Origin of the sequence: Streptomyces sp. NPDC057616, from assembly GCF_042800575.1 — a bacterium.
Classification (GTDB): Bacteria; Actinomycetota; Actinomycetes; order Streptomycetales; family Streptomycetaceae; genus Streptomyces.
In genome coordinates, this window is the sequence record NZ_JBHVGU010000039.1 from 56,105 (window position 1) to 75,699 (window position 19,595).

The following is a 19,595-nucleotide window of genomic DNA, read 5'->3' on the forward strand; positions in this document are numbered from 1 at the left end:
ACGGTCGCCACTGCAGGGGCCGCAGGTCCCCGGCCGGGACCGACCGGCCCCACACTCGCGTCCCGGAGCGGCGATCTCCATGGGCTGAACGGCCCCATCCGCGGAGCGTGTTGGGCGATCGCCGCCCCACCTCTCGCGGCCGGGGGCGGCGCGGTGGATTCTGTGACCAGGGCGGCGAGAGGAGACGCATGTCCCGGGCCTCGTGGTGGCGCCGTACGGCACCCGGCCTGGCCGTGCTGGCCGGCTACCGGCGCTCCTGGCTGCGCGGTGACCTGCTGGCGGGCCTGACCGTGGCCGCGTACCTCGTGCCGCAGGTGATGGCGTACGCGGGCGTGGCCGGGCTGCCGCCGGTGGCCGGGCTGTGGGCGATCCTGCCCGCGCTCGCGCTGTACGCCGTGCTCGGCTCGTCCCCGCTGCTGTCGGTCGGTCCCGAGTCGACGACGGCGCTGATGACGGCGGCGGTGGTGGGCCCGCTCGTCGGCGACGATCCCGGCCGGTACGCCGCGCTGGCCGCCGCCCTGGCGGTCACGGTCGGGCTGCTGTGCCTGGCGGCCCGGCTCCTGCGCCTGGGGTTCGTCGCCGACCTGCTCTCCCGGCCCGTGCTGATCGGCTATCTGGCGGGGGTCGCGCTGATCATGATCGTGGACCAGCTGCCCAAGCTGACCGGGGTGCCGACGACCGGCTCGGAGTTCTTCCCCCAGCTCTGGTCCTTCCTGCGCAACCTGGGAGAGGCCCACGCCGCCACGGTGCTGCTCGCCGCGCTGGCCCTCGCCGTGCTGTTCACTGTGGTGCGGCTGGCCCCCGCGGTGCCGGGACCGCTGCTGGTGGTGGTGCTGGGGACCGCAGCGGTCTCCGTCTTCGACCTCGACCAGAGGTACGGCATCAAGGTGATCGGGAAGGTCCCGGCCGGGCTGCCCACGTTCGCGGTGCCGGACCTCACGGAGATCCCGCACCTGGTGCTGCCCGCTCTCGGGGTGCTGCTGGTCGCCTACACGGACTGCATCCTCACGGCACGGGCCTTCACCGGCCGGCCCGAGGACGGCGGCGCGGAGCTGGACGCCAACCAGGAGTTCCTGGCGCTGGGCACCACCAACATCGGGGCGGGCGTGCTGCACGGGTTCCCGGTGAGCAGCAGCGCGAGCCGCACCGCCCTCGCCTCCTCCTCGGGCGCCCGCAGCCAGGCGTACTCGCTGGTCTCCGGCCTGGTGGTACTGGCCGTGCTGCTGTTCCTCAGTCCGTTGCTGACCAGCACCCCCTCGGCCGTCCTCGGCGCCCTGGTGGTGTATGCGGCGGTCCGGATGATCGACCTCGCGGGCTTCCGCCGGCTGGCGTCCTTCCGCCGCCGCGAACTGCTCCTGGCACTGGGCTGCCTGGCCGGCGTACTGACCCTGGACATCCTCTACGGGGTCCTGGTCGCCGTCGGCATGTCCGTGGCGGAGCTGCTGAGCCGGGTGGCCCGTCCGCACGACGCCGTCGAGGGGCTGGTGCCCGGCATCGCGGGCATGCACGACGTGGACGACTACCCGCAGGCGCGCACCGTCCCGGGGCTGCTGGTGTACCGCTACGACTCGCCGCTGTTCTTCGCCAACGCCCAGAACTTCCATCGCCGCGCCCTGGCCTCGGTGGACGAACAGACGGAGCCCGTCCGCTGGTTCCTGCTCAACATGGAGGCGAACGTCGAGGTGGACATCACGGCGCTCGACGCGGTCGACCGGCTGCGCCGGGAACTCACCGCCCGCGGCGTCGTGTTCGCGCTCGCGCGGGTGAAACAGGACCTGCTGGACCAGCTGGAGGCGTACGGCCTCGCCGACTCGGTGGGCAGGGACATGATCTTTCCCACCCTGCCCACCGCGGTGGCCGCGTACCGCGCGTGGTGCCGCAACACCTAGCGTCCGGCGGGGCGTTCGCGGCGGGCCGCGTCAGCGTTTCACGAGCGGGCGGCCGGCGGTCGGAAGCGGCCGGGGGGTCGTCGGCAGGGCCGGCGGGATGCCGCCCGGGGGACGCCGCTCGGCGCGCCGCTGCACCCGGCGCAGGTACAGCGCGTCCAGTGCCGCGCTGAGCACGAAGGTGACGGCCATGGCGATCACCAGGAGGACGGCGAACTGCCGCCAGAACTCCGGCGTCAGGCTCGTACCCATGATGTTCCCCTTCCTTCCGCTGCACCGGGTTTGACCTCTCACCTCCATCGAACCGCCGGGCGCGGCGTGGCACAGGGTGCCGGCAGGGTGGCGCGGGCCGCCGGACGGCCCGTTCGTGGGGCCGGGTGGCCCCTGGTTCCGCATGTGCGGCCGGGCCAGGCTGGCAGTGGAAGACCCGTACGCCTTACTGGGAGGCACGCCATGAATGCTCCCGTCACCATGAGCATGCCGCGGGCACTGTCCGCCGAGCACCGGCAACGGCTGATGCGACTCGCCCGGGAGGTGTCCTTCCCGCTGGGCACCCGGCTGTTCGAGGAGGGCGGTCGCGCCGACCGGTTCTGGATCATCCGCACCGGCACGGTCGACCTCGACATGCGCGTGCCCGGACGCCGGGCCGCCGTCATCGAGTCCCTCGGGCACAACGAACTCCTGGGCTGGTCCTGGCTGTTCCCCCCGCACACCTGGCACCTGGGCGCCGAGGCGTCCTCACCGGTGCGGGCGTACGAGTTCGACGCCACCACGGTGCGGACGATCTGCTCGGAGGACTCCGAGTTCGGCCGCAGCGTGGCCGAGTGGGTGGGCACGGTCGTGGCGCACCGGCTGCAGGAGGCCCGCATCCGGCTGCTGGATCTCTACGGGCCCTACGGCAGCGGGAACCATCGGTGAGACCGAGCGATCGAGGAGGCGTCATGCATGGGTCCCCGCACATCGTGAGCGACGTGATGACCCGGTCCGTGGCCACCGTCGGCCGGGGGACGCCGTTCAAGGACATCGTGCGGGCCATGCAGGACCGCAGGGTGAGCGCGGTGCCCGTGACGGACGGCGGCGGCAAGGTCCTGGGCATCGTCTCGGAGGCCGACATGCTGCCGAAGGAGGAGTTCCGCGACAGCGACCCCGACCGGTACACGCAGTTGCGGCGCCTGTCCGATCTGGCCAAGGCCGGCTCCCTCACCGCCGAGGAGCTGATGACCTCCCCCGCGCTGACCGTGCGTGCGGACGCCACCCTCGCGCAGGCCGCGCGGGAGATGGCGCGGGCACGGGTCAAGCGGCTGCCGGTCGTCGGCGCCGACGGGCGTCTGGAAGGCATCGTCAGCCGGGCGGACCTGCTCAAGGTCTTCCTGCGCGACGACGAGGAGATCGCCGAGGAGATCCGGCGAGAGGTCGTCTCGTACCTCTTCTACGCACCGGAGTCCTCCGTGACGGTCGAGGTCCGCGACGGGGTCGCGACACTGGCCGGCCGGGTCCGCGACACCTCGCTGGTGCCGGTGGCCGCGCGCCTGGTGCGGGCGGTGGAGGGCGTCGTGGACGTGGAGTTCGCACTGGACGGCCCGGACCGGTCCCCCGCCTGAGCGGTGCCGGGCCCGGGCCGGCTCCGTCCCGGTTCGGGGTGCCTCAGCCCGTTGTGTGGCCCCAGTGGCGTCCGACCTGATCCCACTCCACGCCCCACCGCTCGGTGGCGCGGCGTTGCACCCGCAGCCGGACCAGGCATCCGGCGGCGAGGGCCGTCGCCCCGGCGGCCAGGGCGACTCCGGTGCCGGCGAGCACCACGCGGGTGGCCGCCTCGGCGGCGGTCACCGGGGGTGACACCAGGCGGCCGTGGCCGTTCGTCCACGCCCGCACCGTGCTGCCCGGTTTCACGGTCGGCTTCACGTTCATGAATCCCGTGCGGACCATCGCCCTGCCGCCCTGGACGTCGGTCCAGCGCACCGTCGCCACCACGCGGTCGTAGCGCACACCGGTGACGACGTCGCGTCCGCTGCCCGGCACCGTCTTGACCAGCACCGCCGTCACCGGACGGCGGCCCGCGCGGTCCCCGTCCACCGCGTGCTGCGCGGCCCGGGCCCCGACGATCCCGGCGGCCACGGACGCGACGGCGGCGAGCACCCAGGCGGCCAGCACGATCCACGCCTCCACCACGTCACTGCGCCGCCGCAGCGGATTGCGCCGCCACCGCCATCCGAGGACCTTTGCGCGTCGTACCTTCCGCATCGGTCACACCCCCTTACCGGCGCAATGAGGACGGACACACCTAAACGGTCTCACCAGATCACCGCGGAGGGGAGGGGGAGGACCGATCGCCGGGGCGCGGAGCGGCGAGTGGGGCCGGTCGGCCCTAGTGCGACCGGCCCCCGCGCGTCATGATCTTCATGACGGACGGCCCGCAGCCCGTGCGTCTCATCTCCAGGGGATCAAGGGGTCGACATGACCGAAGCACGCACCTTCTCAGCACAGGACCCGATCCGTGTGTTCCTCCTCGACGACCATGAGGTCGTCCGGCGCGGCCTGGCGGACCTGCTCGACGCCGAGCCGGACATCTCCGTCGTCGGAGACGCCGCGAACGTGGAACACGCGCTGGTCAGGGCGCCTGCGGTGCGTCCGCACGTGGCGGTCCTGGACGTGCGCCTGCCCGACGGGAACGGCATCTCCGTCTGCCGCGACCTGCGCAGCCGGATGCCGGAGCTGGCCGTGCTGATGCTGACGTCGTTCGACGACGAGGAGGCGCTGCTCGACGCCATCATGGCCGGGGCCTCGGGCTATGTGCTCAAGCAGATCAGGGGTTCGGACCTGGTCTCGGCGGTGCGCACGGTCGCCTCCGGCCAGTCGATGCTCGACCCCGCCACCACCGCGCGGCTGATGCGCTCCCTGCGGGCCGAGCCGGCCGAGGCGCCGACGGTGGCACCCGAGCTCGCGGGCCTGTCGCCGCGCGAGCGGGAGATCCTCGCGCTGATCGGGGACGGACTCACCAACCGCGAGATCGGCAAGCGGCTCTACCTGTCCGAGAAGACGGTCAAGAACCACATCTCGCGGCTGCTGGCGAAGCTGGGCGTCCAGCGCCGGGTCCAGGCCGCGGTGCTCGCCACCCACCTGGAGCAGCCGGAGCCGGAGGAACGCCCCGTGCGCTGACGGTCGCCCTCAGCCGGCCGGGCCTTCGTCGACGTGGAAGGCCTGGACGGGGCAGGCGGCGACGGCACGCCGCGCATGGACGCGCAGCCGTTCGGGGACGGTCCGGTCCCGGACCACGGGATAGCCCCATTCGTCGAGGTCGATCAGCTCGGGCAGCAGCTCACCGCACAGGCCCTGGCCGGTGCAGGCGATCCGGTCGACGCGCACGGTACGCGTTCGCGTCCGCCCGCCGGTGCGGTCGCGGTTCATCCCGCGCCCCCGAGCTGCAGCGCGGACGAGGCGGCGCGCTGGGCCCAGCCGGGCTGCAGTGGCCCGCCGGCCAGGAACGCGGTCAGCGCCACCGGAACGGCGCCCGCGGCGACGGCGCCCAGCAGGCGTCCCGCGATCCGGCCCGGCCCGGCCTTCGCCAGCCGCCACCACACGGCGGCGACGACCGAGGCGAGACAGCCGGCGTAGAGCCACAGCTGCAGCGGCAGACGGGTGTCGGTGCCGGATCCGACGCCGTGGAAGAGGGCGAGCGGCCAGGCGGCGTAGGCCAGCCAGTGCACGGCCTTCCACCGCCGCACTCCCAGCCGCAGCCGCAGGGCGCTGGTCGCCAGGACCGCGAGCAGCAGGTCGAACGCGGCCGTGCCCAGCCCGAGCCAGAGCGGACGGTACGAGGCCCCGAAGGGGATCACGGACGCCGCCCAGCTCAGGTGCACGAACGGATCGAGCACCACGGTCACCACGTGGACGGCGAGGAAGACCAGGGTGAGCAGGGAGAGGTTGCGGTGCAGCAGCGCGATCTCGAAGCGGCCGATGCGCCGGGGCGCCGCCCGCCCGCCGGAGGCGATGCCGAGCACCACGGTGGCGGTGAGCAGGACCAGGGAGAGGGTGCCGCCGGCGCGGCCGGCGTACCACAGGGGACTTCCGGTCATGACGCCCCCGTCGTCGCGTGCGGCTGCTGACTGCTCGGCGCGGGCGGCCGGGCCGGGGCCTGCGGTGCCGGTCGTGCGGCGGACGATCCGCCCTCGCCCTCGTCGTCCCCCTGGGAGTTCTGGTCGTCGTCCTCCCCGGACCGGCTCGCGGTGGCCGCGGCGGACGACGCCGCGGGACTGTGCACGGACGCCGTGGTGGGGGGAGCGGGAGGTGCGGGAGCCGCCGAGCCTCCCGGCAGCAGATGGGTGTAGAGGCTGCCCAGGGCCGCCGCCGCGGCCACGGCCGTGACGGCGATCCACCGGGTCAGCCGTCGGTTGCGGCGCAGGCCGCGGTCGCGTGCGAGAGGGGAACCGGCCGGGGCGGGTGCCTGGTGGAAGTCGTCGGACCGTGACGCCATGGCGGCACTCCTGGTGGTCGGCGGCCGGGGCCGGCCGCGTGCATCTCCAGGCTGCTGCTGCGGCTCCCGGATTCCGGCTCACGTCTCCTTCAGAACCGGTAAAGATCTCGATCCGCCACCCCGCCCGTGCCCGGCCCCCGGCCACAGCGGCAGCTCCAGTACGACGGTCAGCCCGCCGCCGGGGGTGTCCTCCAGCCGTGCCGTCCCGCCGTTGACCGTGGCCAGCCGGTGCACGATCGCCAGCCCCAGCCCGCTGTGCCTGGCCTCGGGGTTGCCGAACCGGCGGAACGCGAGGGACTTCGCCTGCTCGGACATCCCGGGACCGTCGTCGCGCACGCGCAGCCGCGCCGAGCCGCCTGCCACGCGGTGGTCGACGGTGATGTTGCCGCCGTCCGGCACGGCGTCCACCGCGTTGGCGATCAGGTTGTCGAGGATCTGCTCCAGATGACCGGCGCCCAGCGAGAGGGTCGGGGCGGGCCCGTCGGACACGGCGGTCAGCCGCAGACCGCGCTCCTCCGCCACCGGCGACCAGGCGGCCACCCGCTCGGCCACCACCTCGTCGACCCGCACCGCGGACGGACGGGGCGTCGCCTGCTCGGCGCGCGCCACCTCGAGCAGGCCGTCGACCAGCCGGGACAGCCGGGCGATCTCCTCCTGGGCACCGGCGAGTTCGGCGGCGGTGCCCGTCCCGGCCCCGGCGGCCAGGACGTCGAGCCGCAGGCGCAGCGCGGTCAGCGGTGTGCGCAGCTGGTGGGACACGTCCGCGATCACGGCCCGGTGCCCGTGCACGAGGGCCTCCGTCCGGGCCGCCATGGTGTTGAAGGTGGCGGCCAGCCGGCGCACCTCTGGCGGGCCCGTCCCGACCTCGGCCCGTTCGTCGAGCACGCCCTCGCCGAGCCGCCGGGCGGAGGCGTCCAGCGTCGACAGGGGGCGGCTGACCCAGCGGGCCAGACGCAGGGACAGCAGCACGGTGGCGGCCAGTCCGGCGACGCCGATGGCCGCGGACCAGCCCCAGATCGCCGCGATGCGGGCGTCGAGCGGGCCGGCGGAGCGGGCCAGGACGACCGCTCCGGCGGGCCGGCGCACCTCACCGGCGGGCTCCGCGGCCAGCAGGCGGCCCTCGTTCTCCGGCGGCTCCGGCTCGTGCCCGGCCAGCACTCCCGGCACCAGCTCCCGCGCCTCCTCGGTCCGCGCCGCCGTACAGGGCGTACCGGCCACCAGGCGCGCGGAGGCGTCGTAGACCGCGGCGCAGTCACCGGCCCGGGCGGCGGCGGCGAGTTCCCGGCGCATGGCGGTGGCCGGCTTGTGGTCGGAGAGGTGTTCCTCGGCGGCCGCGGCGATGACCCTGGTGTCGGCGCGCTGGCTGTCGCGGTAGGCGACGCGCTCGCGTGCCGTCATCAGCACCGCCAGCGGGACGACGGCCAGCACCAGCAGCACCGTGGTCAGGACCAGAAGGGTCCAGGTGACCCGGCGGCTCACGACGGCTCCCTGGACCGTCCGTCCGAGGCGGGCGCGCCGAGCCGGAAGCCGTGCCCGTAGACGGTCTCGATCAGGCCGGGTACGCCGAGCTTGCGGCGCAGGGCCGCGACGTGCACGTCCAGTACCTTCGTCGGCCCGTACCAGTGGGCGTCCCAGGCGCGTTCCAGGATCTGCTGGCGGCTCACCACCCGGCCCGGGTCGGCGGCCAGGCACTCCAGGATGCCGAACTCCTTGGGTGTCAGCCCCACCGTCCGCCCGCCGACCGTGACCTGCCGCGTGCGCAGGTCGAGCGCCAGCGGCCCGTGCCGTACGACCTCGGGTCCGGCCGGACGACGGCGGCGCAGCACCGCCCGGATCCGGGCCAGCAGCTCGGCGAGGCCGAACGGCTTGACCAGGTAGTCGTCGGCACCCTCGTCCAGGGCCACCACCCGGTCCGCCTCCTCGCCGCGGGCGGTGACCGCGATGATGGCGGCGTCGGACCGGGAGCGCAGCATCCGGCACACCTCGACGCCGTCGATGTCGGGCAGTCCGAGGTCCAGCAGGACGACGTCGGGTGTGGGCGCCGCGAGGGCGGCCCGGCCGTTGCTGACCCCCTCGACCGCGTAACCGGCCTGCCGCAGACCGCGCACCAGCGAGTCGGCGATGCCGCGGTCGTCCTCCACGACCAGCACCCGCGTCTCCTCGGCCGCGCCGTCGGCATGGGCGTTCATGCGCGTGTCCCGCCTCCCGGCGATGCTCCCGAACACATCGCTCCTCACTTCACTCCCAGCCTGCGCAGCGCCGGCCCCTGGCGGCAGGGGCCGTTCGACCTCCTTCCGGACCGGACTTCCCTCGCGGCTGTCTCGCGCGGCCGGGTCAGGTGTAGATGATCTGGCTGCCGGCCGCGCGCTCGTAGAACTCGCCGACCGTGATGACGCCCTGGACCTGGTCGACAAGGTCGTCCTTGTCCAGTTCGAAGAGGTCGACGGAGGCCTTGCAGGCGAAGATGCCGGCGCCGGTGTCGGCGATCATCTCGATGAACTCGGGGATCGGCGGGATGTCGAGCTTGTCCATCTTGCGTTCCATGTAGCGGGTGACCAGGTCCGGTACGCCCGGCATGCCGCCCAGCAGGGTCGGCAGGTGCAGGCCGGGGTTGCCGACCGTGGCCAGCTTGATGTGCTCCCAGTGCTTCTTCGTGATCGCGTCCAGGCCGAAGAAGGTGAAGAACAGGTCGGCCTCGATGCCCTCGGCGCGGGCGCCGTTGGCCATGATCAGAGCGGGGTAGACCCCCTCCAGGGAGCCCTTGGAGACGATGATCGAGACCTTCTCGATCGTTGCGGTGTCGGCCATGACGGCTCGCGCTCCTCAGATGCAGCCGCGGGGCTTGGGGATCCCGGCGATCCTCGCGGCGGTCTTCGCCGGTCCCTTGGGGAAGAGCTGGTAGAGCTCCTTGACGCTCACGCCGGAGGTCTTGCCGAGCACGCGCACGGTGGGGCCGGTGCCCTTGGCCGCGTACTGGGCGCGCATGAAGCGGATGACGATCCAGTGCCGGTCGGTCAGCGTGTCGATGCCGGCTTCCTTGGCGATCTGCTCGGCCATCGGCTCGGTCCACCGTCCGGGCTCGGTGAAGAACCCTTCGTCGTCGACCGGGACGGGGACGCCGTCATAGGTCGCGGTAGGCATGGCGGTACTCCTTCGGTTCACGCATGGATGTGGCTCTTGCCGCGCTCGGGCATCGCCGAGCCGATGCCGGGCATGTCCCGGCCGGGCAGCAGGCTGTGCCAGTACAGCCACTCGAAGGCGAGCTTGCCGAGGTGGCCTGCGTGCGACTCCTTCAGCAGGGGCAGGCCGACGGGGCCCGGGTAGTGGCCGGGCAGCGGCTCGGTGTCGTAGTTGAAGTCGATGAGCAGGGCCTTGTGGAAGCCGGTCTCCACGAAGCAGCTGGTGTGCCCGTCGAAGGAGGCGTCCAGCGGCTGCCCGGCGAGGAAGCGGCCGATGTTGCGGACCAGCACCTCGCCCTCGAAGTGAGCCACCGAACCCGCCTTCGACGCCGACAGGCCGGCCGCGTCGCCGATGGCGAACACCTCTGGCCGGTCGGGGTGTTGGAGGCTGTGCGGGTCGACCGGGACGAAGCCCAGCTCGTCGCCCAGGCCGTCGGAGCGGTCCACGTATTCGGCGCCGCCGTGCAGCGGCACGACCACCGCGAGGTCGAAGGGCACCTCTCGCTCGTCGTACGACACCAGGCGGCAGCCCACGCCGTCGACCTCGCCGAGCGCGAACTCGGTGACCAGCTCGACGCCCTTCTCCTTCAGCAGCCCGGTCAGCGCCTTCGCGGCGACCGGCTTGGTGAAGGCCGCGTCCAGCGGGGTGGCGTAGGTCAGCTCGACCCGGTCGCGGATGCCGCGCCGCTGGAAGTACCAGTCGGCGAGGAAGGCGAACTCCAGCGGCGCCACGGGGCACTTGACGGGCAGGTCCGCCACGTCGACGACGATGCGGCCGCCGTCGAAGCGCTCCATCGCGTCGTGCAGCGCGGTCGCACCGCGCAGGTCGTAGAAGGTGAAGACGTTCTCACCCCAGCCCGGGCCCGTCAGACCCTCGGTCTCCTGCGGGAGCAGCGTCGCTCCGGTGGCGACGACGAGGACGTCGTACGGCAGCCGGATGCCACCGGCCAGGTGCACCGTCCGCGCCTCCAGGTCGACCCGCTCGATCCGCGCGCTCTTGTAGTCGACCGCCCGGTCCAGCTGCCGGGGTCGGGAGCGCACGAGGTGCTGCGGCTGGGCGAGCCCGAACGGCACGAACAGCAGGCCGGGCTGGTACACGTGGTCGTCGTCCTGATCGACGACCGTGACGCGGTACTCGCGTTCTTCGTACGTGCGGCACAGGCGGTTCGCCGTCACGGTGCCGGCGGTTCCGCCGCCGAGAATCACGATGTGTTTGCCCATGTCCCCACTGTTGTGCGGGAGATGGGGCAGGGGCAGGGGCCGCTGGTCCCTGCCGTGGACCCGATGGGCTCCTCGTTCCGCCTGCGGGGAACAAACCCGGCCCGGCTCCGGTTGAACCAGGCGTATACCCCACGGGGTATACGACCAGAGGGCCACAAGCCAGAAGGGGAGACCACCATGCGGACCGTCGAACTGACCAAGGACAACTTCGAGGAGACCGTGACCGGCTCCGACATCGTGCTGATCGACTTCTGGGCGGCCTGGTGCGGTCCGTGCCGGATGTTCGCGCCCGTCTACGAGAAGGCGGCCGAGCGCCACCCGGACATCGTCTTCGGCAAGGTCGACACCGAGGCGCAGCCCGAGCTCGCCGCGACCTACCAGATCTCGTCCATCCCCACGCTGATGGCCGTCCGCGACCGCACCGTGCTCTACGCCCAGGCGGGCGCCCTGCCGCCGCAGGCCCTGGAGGAGCTCATCGGCAAGATCCGCGCCGTCGACATGGACGACGTGCGCCGCAAGACCGCCGCGGGCCGGGCGGAAGCGCGCTGACGGCCGTCGCGACCGCGGCACGGAGGGAGATCACCGTCATGGCTTACGACCGCACCGTCCACCTCGACACGGACTTCGCGACCGCCGTCGCCCGCACCCGCGACGCGCTCGCGGCGCAGGGCTTCGGCATCCTCACCGAGATCGACGTCACCGGCACGCTCAAGGCCAAGCTCGACCACGACATGGAGGACTACGTCATCCTCGGCGCGTGCAATCCACCGCTCGCCCGGCGCGCCCTGGACGCCGACCGCTCCATCGGCCTGCTGCTGCCGTGCAACGTCGTCGTCCGCCGTGACGGCGACCGCACCGCCGTACAGGCCCTCGACCCGAACACGATGGTCGCGCTCACCGGACTCGACGCCCTGCGTCCCGTCGCCGGGGAAGCCACCCGCCGGCTCGACGCGGCCCTCGCCGCTCTCGCGCCGACGGGCACGACCGACACGGCAGAGACGACCGGCACGGCCGACACGGCCGGCTGAGACGGTGCGTCCGCCTCAGCGGATCTCCAGCACCTCGTCCACCGGGCGCCGCGGGGTCGCGGTGCCCGCGGGGCCGTAGCCCAGGCGCAGCACCATGTGCACGAAGCCCAGGGCCGAGCGCGGGTCGCGGGCCAGTTCGCGCAGGTCCTCGTGTTCCAGGGAGTGCGAGGTCAAGGAGGTGGCCAGCCCGTTGAGCGTGGCCAGCAGCAGCACGCGCTCCAGGGCCTGCCCGGCGCGCAGCCAGTCCTGCGGCCGGTCCTGGCCCGTGCCGAGGACGGCCAGGTGCGGCGTGGCCTCGAAGACGGCGGACGGACGCCCGGGCACGGCCCGGCGGCCGGCGAAGTCGCGGACCGGTGCGCGGCCGCCCTGCTTGCGGGGGCCGAAGGCGGACTCGGGGATGCCGTCGACGGCCGCCTCGTCCCCGGCACGGGTCCACCGCCGTATGTCCTCGAAGCGCTCGGGGTCCATGCTGTCGCGTCCCTCGACGTCGCGGACCTGCTCCAGCAGGGCCTCCACATGCCACTCGCCGGGGAAGACGAGCCCGGCGCCCTCCCGCCGGGCGGCCTCGCTCAGCAGCTCCTGGACGGCCACCGGAACCGGCCTGTCCTGGAAGGGGTGGCGGCTGGTGTGCCGGCGGGCGATCGCGGGGAACAGCCGCGCGAGGTCGGCGTCGGGACGGTCGGTGCCGGTGAGGCGGACCACCGCGAGCAGCTCGCGGTCGGCCGGAGCGGGGAACAGGACCGTGTCCGCGTGCAGGCCGCCGTCGGCCGCGGCGACGCGGAGGTTGAACAGCGCGGCGCCGCAGCCGAGGTGCAGGGCCCGGTTGTCGGGGTCGGTGTGCGGCATGGCCCGGGTGAGGTCGGCCCGCAGCTCGACGGTGCCGGCCTCCCGGTGGTGACGGAACAGCCAGGGCTGCGCGTTGTGCAGTGAGGGCGCGGCCGCGGCGGCGGACACCAGGGCCTTCACGTTCGTCGTGTCGAGTGGCTGCGCCGGCATGGGCGCACCTCCCCTCGGGCGGGCGGCGGGTCAGTGTTTGGTGAGGGTGGGTCCGTTCCCGCGCAGCACGGCCAGGCTGCGGCGGTACTGCTCCTCGTCGATCTCCCCGCGCGCGAAGCGCTCGGCCAGCAGCTGCTCCGCCGAGCCGGGAGTGGGGGGCTGCGGAGGCTTCGAGGTGCCGTTCAGGGTCCGGTAGAGCAGGATGCCCACCGTGATGAGCAGGGCCCACAGCAGGACCGTGCCGAACGACATGGTGAACCAGCCCCAGCCGTTCATGTCGTGTCCGTTCCAGTACATCAAGGCTCGCTCCCCTCGCTCACCGTTCGGCCAGGGGTCCGCACGGTCTCGTCCTCACCGACAGCCTCACACCGGGCACGACCGGGGAGGAGGGGCCGTCCGGTCTCGGCCAGGGCCCATGCGGCCCTCGTCGCGGCCCTCGTCGGCATCACTCCCCCAGCACCAGCCGGCCGGTGTCCCCCGGCTGCAGGCACACGGCCCGGCCAGGCAGCCGGACGTCGATCGGCAAGCCGTCCGACGACGGCACGGCGATCTCCAGCAGCCCGCGCGCCAGCCGCAGCCGCACCCCCCAGTGCTCCTGGTAGCGCAGCGCGAAGCCGTACGAGGACAGCTCCGGCAGCGGCACCGGATCGAGCCACAGCGCCCCGCCCTTGGTCTCCAGGCCGGTCAGTCCGCGCTGGACCAGGTCGAGGGTGCCGGCCATGGCACCGAGGTGGATCCCCTCGCCGGTGGTGCCGCCCTGGACGTCGGCGACGTCGCCCCGCAGGGCCTCCAGGCAGAACGTCCACGCCTCGGCCCGCCGCGCCCGGGCCAGCACCCAGCCGTGGACCAGGCCGCTGAGCGTGGAGCCGTGGCTGGTGCGCTGCAGATAGTGGTCGACGGTGCGCCGCCAGACGTCCTCGTCCAGCCGCACCCCCAACCGCCGGAACAGGTCCTGCAGTTCGGCCGGTCCGAAGAGGTAGCCGAGCATCAGGACGTCGGCCTGCTTGGACGCGCGGTAGCGATTGACGCTGTCGCCCTCCGCCTCCAGGATCCGGTCCAGGCGCCGGATGTCGTCGTACCGCTTGCGGTAGCCGTCCCAGTCGAGCTCGGCGAGGTCGCCGTAGCCCTCGAACTGGCTGATGACGCCCTCGTGGAAGGGCACGTGCAGACTGCGGGAGACGTCCTCCCACTGTTCGAGTTCGCCGCCGTCCAGGCCGGTGCGCTCGACGAGTTCGCGCCGCCGCGGCTCGGGCAGGGACTCCAGCAGCTCCAGGGTGCGGGCGAGCACCCAGGCGGCCGTGACGTTGGTGTACGCGTTGTCGTCGAGGCCGGGCCGGGTCGCGCCGGGGTAGGCGTCGTGGTACTCGTCGGGGCCGACCACGCCCTTGATGCGGTGGCGGCCGAGCGTGTCGTCGTAGACGGCCGAGTCGGCCCAGAAGCGGGCGATCTGCAGCAGCATCTCGGCGCCCTTGGTGTGCCGGAACTCGGCGTCGCCGCTGGCCTCGCAGTACTGCCACACGTTGTACGCGATGGCCGAGCCGACATGGTGCTGGAGGTGGGAGTGGTCGGGCAGCCAGCGTCCCGAGTGCGGGTTGAGGTGCAGCTGCTGGGTCTCCTCGCGGCCGTCGCTGCCGCTCTGCCAGGGGTACATGGCGCCCCGCCGGCCCGCCGCGCGCGCGGCGACGCAGGCCTGTTCGAGGCGCCGGTGGCGGTAGCGCAGCAGGGCGCGGGAGACCTCGGGGAAGTGCAGGTTGAGATACGGCAGCACGAACAGCTCGTCCCAGAAGATGTGGCCGCGGTAGGCCTCGCCGTGCAGCCCGCGGGCCGGCACCCCGACGTCGAGGTCGGCGGTGTGCGGGGAGAGCGTCTGCAGCACGTGGAAGAGGTGCAGCCGCAGGATGCGGCCGGCCTCGCCGTCGACGTCCAGGTCCGCGCGGCGCCAGAGCTGGTCCCAGGCCGTGAGGTGCGACTCCAGCAGTTCGTCGAAGCCCGGCGCCCTCTTCACCCGGTCGACGGCGGCGAACAGCGGGTCGCTGATCGCGGGGTCGCGCGAGGTGTGCAGGGCGACGGTCTTGTCCACGGTGACGGTGCGCCCGGGCACCAGCTCCAGGCTCAACCGCTGGACGGCGCGCGGGACTTCGTGGCTGATCACGACCGGGACGCCGGCGCCCAGGCGGGCCGCCATGCCGATGCGGAGGTCCGACGTGCGGGTGCGGCAGCGCAGCCACACGATGTCCGGCGCGGACGTGCCGGTGTGCACATGGGTGAGGTGACGGCCGTCCAGGTCCCGGTAGCGGGGCACGCCGGCGTTGGTCACCGAGCCGTCCAGGGCCCCCTCGACGTCGAGCCGGCCGGAGAAGCCTCCGGCCGTGAACTCGGTGCGCAGCGCGGCGAGATGAGGGTCGCCCATGTGCACCAGCCGCTGCTGACGCACCGTCAGCGTCCGCTCCCGGCCGAGGCCGAACGTCGTGCGGCGCTCCAGCAGCCCCGCCGACAGCCGCAGGATCTCGTGGTGGGCGAGGACCGTCGCGGTGTCGGGGGTGAGCCAAGGGCCGCCGACGAGGCGGAAGCGCAGCGGCAGCCAGTTCGGCACGTTGACCATGTCCTCGTTCTCGACCTGGCGGCCGGACACGTCGGAGGTGAGCCGGTTGTAGCAGCCCGCCACATACGTGCCCGGGTAGTGCACCTCGTCCGCGGTGCACTCGGGCAGCGCTCCCCGCGTGGCGAGGTAGCCGTTGCCCAGAGTGCACAGCGCCTCTCGCAGACGCGCGTCGGCGGGCTCGTACCCCTCGTACTCCCAGGTCCAACCCGTCACGTGCGTCCTCCTCCTCCGTGACGACGCCGCGCAGGCGGCGCCAGGTCACGCCTGCTGCGGCACGATCGCCACCGGGCAGTCGGCGTGGTGCAGCAGGGTGTGCGCCACCCTGCCCAGCTGCAGGCCGAAGTGGCCCTTGCGGCGCCGTGCGCCGACGATCAGCAGGTCCGAGCCGGCCGAGCGGTGCAGCAGCACCTTGCGGGCCGGCCCCTCCACGGTGATCCTGCGCACCCGGACCTTCGGGTGCTCCGCGACCGCTTCCTCGACGAGGTGGTCGAGGAGGGCGGACGCCTGCTCCTCGTGGTGGTGTGCCGAGTCCTGGGCGAGCCCGGGATCGTCGGCACTCTCGTGGGCGGGGCAGCGCCAGGCGCGCACGACGTCCAGCGTGCACCCGCGGGCCTCGGCCTCCTGGAAGGCGAACCGCACGGCCTCACCGCCGGTCGCCGGGTCTCCGGCGCCGAGCAGGATCCGCTCGTGGGTGCCCGCGAGGCCGGCCTTGTCACCCCGGACCACGACCACCGGGCCGTGTGCCCGGGCCGCCACGGCCAGTCCGACCGAGCCGAGCAGCAGCTCCGCCAGCTCTCCGCGGCCGCGCGAGCCGGTCACCAGGACGGAGGCGTTGTGGCCCTCGCTCAGGAGCGCGGAGACCGCTTCCGCGGGAATCACCTCGGCGGTGACCTTCACGTCGGGGTCGCGCCGCCGTGCCCGTTCCGCGGCGGAGGCGACGATGTGCTCCGCCAGCACCCGCTCCGAGGAGCGGTCCAGGCCCGCGGACGGCACGTCGCCCTCGTAGCGCTCCCACAGCGAGGCGAACACCAGCCGCAACGGCAACCCGTGCCGGGCCGCCTCGTCCACGGCCCAGTCGACCGCCACGAGACTCCCGTCCGATCCGTCGACACCTACGACCAGGGGCAGCTCCATCGTCCTCACCGCCTATGTCGGTCTGTGCACCATCGCGTGGAACTCCACCCTCACCGTGGCACCGGCGGACCGGCGGCAGCAGGGGTGGTTCGGCCCCCGTCCCGGGCCGCTCGGCCCAGGCCGGGGCCGCGGTCATGTCGTCGGCACGGGCACGACCTCGCGCCGCGGGCCGCCGAGCACGACCTTGAGGGCGCCGGTCTCGCCGGCGTGGGAGAAGACCTCGTACGCCTCCTCCATGCGGGCCAGCGGGAAGCCGTGGGTGACCAGCTGGGAGGTCGGCAGGCGCCCGGCCGCCGCCATCCGCAGCAGCGTGGGCGTGGAGTGCGTGTCGACGAGGCCCGTGGTGATGGTGACGTTCTTGATCCACAGGTCTTCCAGGTGCAGGGTCGCGGGCTTGCCGTGCACGCCCACGTTGGCCACGTGCCCGCCCGGGCGCACCATGCGCGTGCACAGCTCGAAGGTCTCCGGCACGCCGACCGCCTCGATGACGACGTCGGCGCCGAGACCGTCGGTGAGGTCGGCGATCAGCTGGTCGGGCGCCTCGCTCGCGTCCGCGACCGCCTCGGCGCCCAGCTTCCGGGCCGCCTCCAGCCGCGACGCGGCGAGGTCCACGGCGACGACGCGCTCGGGCGAGAACAGCCGGGCCGTGGCGATCGCGGCCAGGCCGATGGGCCCCGCCCCGACCACGACGACGGTGTCCCCGGGACGCACGCGCCCGTTGAGCACGCCCACCTCGTACGCCGTCGGGAAGATGTCGGCCAGCAGCACGGCGTCCTCGTTGCTCACCGAGCCGGGCAGTGCGTGCACGGAGAGGTCGGCGTACGGGACGCGGACGTACTCGGCCTGGGTGCCGTTGATCAGGTGGCCGAGGATCCAGCCCCCGCCGCCCCGGCACTGGCCGTACATCGCCTCACGGCAGTAGCGGCAGCGGCCGCAGGAGGTGATGCAGGAGACCAGGACCCGGTCGCCCGGCCGTACGCTGCGCACGTCGCTGCCGACCTCGACGATCTCGCCGACCGCCTCGTGCCCCAGCACGGTGCCGGGGCGCACCTCGGGCACGTCGCCCTTGAGGATGTGCAGGTCGGTCCCGCAGATGGTGACGGCGTCGACCCGCACGATCGCGTCGGTCGCCGCCTCGAGGCCGGGGTCCGCGACCTCTTCCCAGGCGCCCTGTCCCGGGCCGTGGAACACATAGCCTTTCATGTCCGCCCTCACCCTCCTGATCAGCGGGTTCATGGATGTGCCGGTGATGCCCCCGCAGTTCCAGCTTGACCGGAACCTCCGTAATCCGCACGGGGCCGGTCGGCCCCGGCGGGTCCGGTCACCGGAGCAGCACACGCTCCCCGGAGCGGGGCACGACGGCCGTCCAGCCGAGCGTGTGGTCGATGCGGTCGCGCAGCGCGGAGGCCGCGTCGGGCTCGCCGTGCACGAGGTAGGTGGCGCTCGGCGGGACGGCCGCGCGCAGCCAGTCGACGATCTGCGCGGCGTCGGCGTGCGCCGAGAAGTGCGGCACGTCGGCGACCTGGGCGCGCACGGGCACGTACTCGCCGAACATCTTCAGGGCCTTGGCCCCGTCGACGAGGTCGCGGGCGCGGGTGCCCCGCGCCGCGAAGCCCACCACGACGACGGCGTTGCGCGGATCGGGCAGCAGCCGCCTGAGGTGGTGCAGCACGCGGCCGCCGGTGGCCATGCCGGACGCGGAGACGATCACGGCGGGTCCGCCGGCGTCGGCGATGCCGGCCGACTCCTGGACGGAGCGCGCGGGCCGGAACGGCTCGGGGCTCAGTGCGGCGGTGCCCGCCGCCGTGATCTCCGCACGCAGTTCCGGCGCCCTGGCGCGCACGGCGTCGCGGTAGACGTCGAGTGCGGCCAGCGCCATCGGGCTGTCGACGTACACCGGCACCGAGGCCGGCAGCCGTCCCTGGTGGCGCAGTGCGGCGAGTTCGTGCAGGACGGTCTCGGTGCGGTCGAGGGCGAACGCGGGGATGACGACGGTGCCGCCCCGGGCGAGGGTGCGGGTCAGCACGTCCGCGAAGTGGGTGCGGCCCGCCTCCTCCTCGTGGCGCCGGTTGCCGTACGTCGACTCCACCAGCAGCACGTCGGCCCCGGTGAACGGCTCGGCGGGGCGCAGCAGCGGGTGGCCCGGGCGGCCCAGGTCGCCGCTGACGGCGAGGGTGTGCCCGTCCTCCAGGGTGAGCAGGGCCCAGGCCGAGCCGAGGATGTGGCCGGCGGAGTGCAGCGTGACGGATGTGCCGGCGGCGATGGTCGCGGGGGTGCCCACGGGTACGGCGTCGACGAGCTTGAGCGTGCGGTCCACGTCCGCGTCGTCGTAGAGGGGCCGTGCGGGCCGGTGTTTGGACCAGCCGTGCTCGTTGGCGTGCCGGGCGGACTCGACCTGCAGCTTCGCGCTGTCCCGCAGCACGATCTCCATCAGACGTGCCGTGTACGGCGTCGTCACGATCCGTCCGCGGAACCCGTGGCGGACCAGCCGCGGCAGGTATCCGCAGTGGTCGAGGTGCGCGTGGGTGACCACCACGGCCTCGATGTCCCCGGCGTCGCAGGGCAGGGCGCGCCAGTTGAGCCTGCGCAGGTCGGCCAGACCCTGGAACAGCCCGCAGTCGACGAGGACGCGGGCGTGGTCGCTCTCGACGAGGAACTTGCTGCCGGTGACGGTTCCCACGCCGCCCAGGAAGGTCAGCAGTGCGGCCCGCGGATGCGCCGGCGTGGTGTCGGCCGGGCGCGGTTCGTTCACGGTCATGGCGTGCCTCTTCTCCTGGCTCCCGGCCGGGAACGAGGGCCGAAGGGCCCTGGTGCGGCCGGTGGACGCGTGGTGTTCTGGAGGTGACGGGAAGGGCCCGTAGGAGGCGCGGAGGAGCGGCCGGCAGCCGCGCACCGCGCGATCAGGATCCGCGAGAAGCGGGTGGCGCCCTTCCCGCCGTTCATGTCCGCGTCCGGGCCGCCGCGTCCCGTGGCGCGGTCGCCCATGTCCCGCTCGAACACGGCCTGTTGGTGCATGATCTGGTCCTCGGCGTGCCCGGTCCGGGCTCGGACAGGCGGGTGCGCGGCCGGTGCACCGGC

General features: G+C 73.5%; 22 protein-coding genes. 6 read left to right on the top strand and 16 right to left on the bottom strand.

The window, feature by feature from the left end; genetic code table 11:
* Window positions 1-188: 188 nt before the first annotated feature.
* Window positions 189-1,889 carry a SulP family inorganic anion transporter gene (locus tag ACFU97_RS36775; RefSeq protein WP_384265141.1) on the top strand — a complete coding sequence of 567 codons (1,701 nt, stop codon included), beginning with the start codon at window positions 189-191 and terminating at the stop codon, window positions 1,887-1,889.
* Window positions 1,890-1,919: 30 nt separating this feature from the next.
* Here ACFU97_RS36775 and ACFU97_RS36780 read toward each other — a convergent pair whose 3' ends face one another.
* Entirely contained in the window at window positions 1,920-2,138 is a 219-nt protein-coding gene (locus tag ACFU97_RS36780; protein ID WP_384265143.1) for a hypothetical protein, read from the bottom strand.
* 201 nt (window positions 2,139-2,339) lie between these two features.
* Here ACFU97_RS36780 and ACFU97_RS36785 point away from each other — a divergent pair, with 201 nt between their 5' ends.
* On the top strand, window positions 2,340-2,804 hold the full coding sequence (locus tag ACFU97_RS36785) for a cyclic nucleotide-binding domain-containing protein (RefSeq protein ID WP_384265145.1): 465 nt from the start codon (window positions 2,340-2,342) through the stop codon (window positions 2,802-2,804).
* 23 nt (window positions 2,805-2,827) lie between these two features.
* Complete coding sequence (locus ACFU97_RS36790; protein WP_384265147.1) at window positions 2,828-3,487, top strand: CBS domain-containing protein; 660 nt, start codon at window positions 2,828-2,830, stop codon at window positions 3,485-3,487.
* A gap of 43 nt (window positions 3,488-3,530) precedes the next feature.
* Here ACFU97_RS36790 and ACFU97_RS36795 read toward each other — a convergent pair whose 3' ends face one another.
* Window positions 3,531-4,127: a hypothetical protein gene (locus tag ACFU97_RS36795; RefSeq protein ID WP_384265149.1), complete on the bottom strand. Its 597-nt coding sequence runs from the start codon at window positions 4,125-4,127 to the stop codon at window positions 3,531-3,533.
* A 213-nt stretch (window positions 4,128-4,340) separates the two neighbouring features.
* Between ACFU97_RS36795 and ACFU97_RS36800 the strand changes: the two genes are divergently transcribed.
* A complete protein-coding gene (locus tag ACFU97_RS36800) occupies window positions 4,341-5,042 on the top strand; it encodes a response regulator (RefSeq protein ID WP_384265151.1) in 702 nt (233 codons plus the stop codon).
* A gap of 9 nt (window positions 5,043-5,051) precedes the next feature.
* Here the strand turns inward: ACFU97_RS36800 and ACFU97_RS36805 are convergent, their stop codons facing one another.
* The 8 genes from ACFU97_RS36805 to ACFU97_RS36840 all read right to left on the bottom strand — a co-directional run bounded on the left by ACFU97_RS36805 (window position 5,052) and on the right by ACFU97_RS36840 (window position 10,757).
* Window positions 5,052-5,291 carry a ferredoxin gene (locus tag ACFU97_RS36805; protein WP_384265153.1) on the bottom strand — a complete coding sequence of 80 codons (240 nt, stop codon included), beginning with the start codon at window positions 5,289-5,291 and terminating at the stop codon, window positions 5,052-5,054.
* Window positions 5,288-5,959 carry a ferric reductase-like transmembrane domain-containing protein gene (locus tag ACFU97_RS36810; protein WP_384265155.1) on the bottom strand — a complete coding sequence of 224 codons (672 nt, stop codon included), beginning with the start codon at window positions 5,957-5,959 and terminating at the stop codon, window positions 5,288-5,290. The genes ACFU97_RS36805 and ACFU97_RS36810 overlap by 4 nt, the downstream gene beginning before the upstream one ends.
* The gene (locus ACFU97_RS36815) at window positions 5,956-6,357 is read right to left on the bottom strand and encodes a hypothetical protein (protein ID WP_384265157.1); all 402 of its coding nucleotides are present in this window, start codon (window positions 6,355-6,357) and stop codon (window positions 5,956-5,958) included. Before ACFU97_RS36815 ends, ACFU97_RS36810 begins: the two co-directional genes overlap by 4 nt.
* Before the next feature lie 78 nt (window positions 6,358-6,435).
* Window positions 6,436-7,836 carry a sensor histidine kinase gene (locus ACFU97_RS36820; protein WP_384265159.1) on the bottom strand — a complete coding sequence of 467 codons (1,401 nt, stop codon included), beginning with the start codon at window positions 7,834-7,836 and terminating at the stop codon, window positions 6,436-6,438.
* Complete coding sequence (locus ACFU97_RS36825) at window positions 7,833-8,546, bottom strand: response regulator transcription factor (RefSeq protein ID WP_384265161.1); 714 nt, start codon at window positions 8,544-8,546, stop codon at window positions 7,833-7,835. Before ACFU97_RS36825 ends, ACFU97_RS36820 begins: the two co-directional genes overlap by 4 nt.
* Before the next feature lie 145 nt (window positions 8,547-8,691).
* Window positions 8,692-9,165, bottom strand: a complete 474-nt coding sequence (locus tag ACFU97_RS36830; protein ID WP_384265163.1) for a DsrE/DsrF/DrsH-like family protein — start codon at window positions 9,163-9,165, stop codon at window positions 8,692-8,694.
* Between the two features lie 15 nt (window positions 9,166-9,180).
* Window positions 9,181-9,498 carry a TusE/DsrC/DsvC family sulfur relay protein gene (locus ACFU97_RS36835; RefSeq protein ID WP_384265165.1) on the bottom strand — a complete coding sequence of 106 codons (318 nt, stop codon included), beginning with the start codon at window positions 9,496-9,498 and terminating at the stop codon, window positions 9,181-9,183.
* A 17-nt stretch (window positions 9,499-9,515) separates the two neighbouring features.
* Window positions 9,516-10,757: an NAD(P)/FAD-dependent oxidoreductase gene (locus ACFU97_RS36840; protein ID WP_384265167.1), complete on the bottom strand. Its 1,242-nt coding sequence runs from the start codon at window positions 10,755-10,757 to the stop codon at window positions 9,516-9,518.
* 177 nt (window positions 10,758-10,934) lie between these two features.
* Here ACFU97_RS36840 and trxA point away from each other — a divergent pair, with 177 nt between their 5' ends.
* Window positions 10,935-11,306: a thioredoxin gene (gene trxA / locus ACFU97_RS36845; protein ID WP_384265169.1), complete on the top strand. Its 372-nt coding sequence runs from the start codon at window positions 10,935-10,937 to the stop codon at window positions 11,304-11,306.
* A 38-nt stretch (window positions 11,307-11,344) separates the two neighbouring features.
* Window positions 11,345-11,785, top strand: coding sequence for a DUF302 domain-containing protein (locus tag ACFU97_RS36850; RefSeq protein WP_384265171.1), 441 nt, complete (start codon window positions 11,345-11,347; stop codon window positions 11,783-11,785).
* Between the two features lie 15 nt (window positions 11,786-11,800).
* On the opposite strand, the gene ACFU97_RS36855 is transcribed toward ACFU97_RS36850, so the two are convergent.
* The 6 genes from ACFU97_RS36855 to ACFU97_RS36880 form a co-directional block, all read right to left on the bottom strand.
* Window positions 11,801-12,781 (bottom strand): Acg family FMN-binding oxidoreductase, encoded by a 981-nt coding sequence (locus tag ACFU97_RS36855; RefSeq protein WP_384265173.1) that lies wholly within the window; start codon window positions 12,779-12,781, stop codon window positions 11,801-11,803.
* A 30-nt stretch (window positions 12,782-12,811) separates the two neighbouring features.
* The gene (locus tag ACFU97_RS36860) at window positions 12,812-13,078 is read right to left on the bottom strand and encodes an SHOCT domain-containing protein (RefSeq protein ID WP_384265175.1); all 267 of its coding nucleotides are present in this window, start codon (window positions 13,076-13,078) and stop codon (window positions 12,812-12,814) included.
* Between the two features lie 148 nt (window positions 13,079-13,226).
* Window positions 13,227-15,596, bottom strand: coding sequence for a glycoside hydrolase family 65 protein (locus ACFU97_RS36865; RefSeq protein WP_384265177.1), 2,370 nt, complete (start codon window positions 15,594-15,596; stop codon window positions 13,227-13,229).
* A 45-nt stretch (window positions 15,597-15,641) separates the two neighbouring features.
* On the bottom strand, window positions 15,642-16,517 hold the full coding sequence (locus tag ACFU97_RS36870) for a universal stress protein (RefSeq protein ID WP_384265179.1): 876 nt from the start codon (window positions 16,515-16,517) through the stop codon (window positions 15,642-15,644).
* A gap of 132 nt (window positions 16,518-16,649) precedes the next feature.
* Complete coding sequence (locus tag ACFU97_RS36875) at window positions 16,650-17,720, bottom strand: zinc-dependent alcohol dehydrogenase family protein (RefSeq protein WP_384265181.1); 1,071 nt, start codon at window positions 17,718-17,720, stop codon at window positions 16,650-16,652.
* A gap of 118 nt (window positions 17,721-17,838) precedes the next feature.
* Entirely contained in the window at window positions 17,839-19,275 is a 1,437-nt protein-coding gene (locus tag ACFU97_RS36880) for an MBL fold metallo-hydrolase RNA specificity domain-containing protein (RefSeq protein WP_384265183.1), read from the bottom strand.
* Window positions 19,276-19,595: the final 320 nt, after the last annotated feature.

Bases quoted from the DNA above. Each gene is read 5' to 3' on its own strand.
- ACFU97_RS36860 (WP_384265175.1), bottom strand. From the start codon at position 13,078: ATGTACTGGAACGGACACGACATGAACGGCTGGGGCTGGTTCACCATG.
- ACFU97_RS36805 (WP_384265153.1), bottom strand. From the start codon at position 5,291: ATGAACCGCGACCGCACCGGCGGGCGGACGCGAACGCGTACCGTGCGC.
- ACFU97_RS36780 (WP_384265143.1), bottom strand. From the start codon at position 2,138: ATGGGTACGAGCCTGACGCCGGAGTTCTGGCGGCAGTTCGCCGTCCTC.
- ACFU97_RS36790 (WP_384265147.1), top strand. From the start codon at position 2,828: ATGCATGGGTCCCCGCACATCGTGAGCGACGTGATGACCCGGTCCGTG.
- ACFU97_RS36840 (WP_384265167.1), bottom strand. From the start codon at position 10,757: ATGGGCAAACACATCGTGATTCTCGGCGGCGGAACCGCCGGCACCGTG.
- ACFU97_RS36810 (WP_384265155.1), bottom strand. From the start codon at position 5,959: ATGACCGGAAGTCCCCTGTGGTACGCCGGCCGCGCCGGCGGCACCCTC.
- ACFU97_RS36800 (WP_384265151.1), top strand. From the start codon at position 4,341: ATGACCGAAGCACGCACCTTCTCAGCACAGGACCCGATCCGTGTGTTC.
- ACFU97_RS36795 (WP_384265149.1), bottom strand. From the start codon at position 4,127: ATGCGGAAGGTACGACGCGCAAAGGTCCTCGGATGGCGGTGGCGGCGC.
- ACFU97_RS36775 (WP_384265141.1), top strand. From the start codon at position 189: ATGTCCCGGGCCTCGTGGTGGCGCCGTACGGCACCCGGCCTGGCCGTG.
- ACFU97_RS36825 (WP_384265161.1), bottom strand. From the start codon at position 8,546: ATGAACGCCCATGCCGACGGCGCGGCCGAGGAGACGCGGGTGCTGGTC.
- ACFU97_RS36850 (WP_384265171.1), top strand. From the start codon at position 11,345: ATGGCTTACGACCGCACCGTCCACCTCGACACGGACTTCGCGACCGCC.
- ACFU97_RS36785 (WP_384265145.1), top strand. From the start codon at position 2,340: ATGAATGCTCCCGTCACCATGAGCATGCCGCGGGCACTGTCCGCCGAG.
- ACFU97_RS36815 (WP_384265157.1), bottom strand. From the start codon at position 6,357: ATGGCGTCACGGTCCGACGACTTCCACCAGGCACCCGCCCCGGCCGGT.
- ACFU97_RS36875 (WP_384265181.1), bottom strand. From the start codon at position 17,720: ATGAAAGGCTATGTGTTCCACGGCCCGGGACAGGGCGCCTGGGAAGAG.
- trxA (WP_384265169.1), top strand. From the start codon at position 10,935: ATGCGGACCGTCGAACTGACCAAGGACAACTTCGAGGAGACCGTGACC.
- ACFU97_RS36835 (WP_384265165.1), bottom strand. From the start codon at position 9,498: ATGCCTACCGCGACCTATGACGGCGTCCCCGTCCCGGTCGACGACGAA.
- ACFU97_RS36855 (WP_384265173.1), bottom strand. From the start codon at position 12,781: ATGCCGGCGCAGCCACTCGACACGACGAACGTGAAGGCCCTGGTGTCC.
- ACFU97_RS36830 (WP_384265163.1), bottom strand. From the start codon at position 9,165: ATGGCCGACACCGCAACGATCGAGAAGGTCTCGATCATCGTCTCCAAG.
- ACFU97_RS36880 (WP_384265183.1), bottom strand. From the start codon at position 19,275: ATGACCGTGAACGAACCGCGCCCGGCCGACACCACGCCGGCGCATCCG.
- ACFU97_RS36870 (WP_384265179.1), bottom strand. From the start codon at position 16,517: ATGGAGCTGCCCCTGGTCGTAGGTGTCGACGGATCGGACGGGAGTCTC.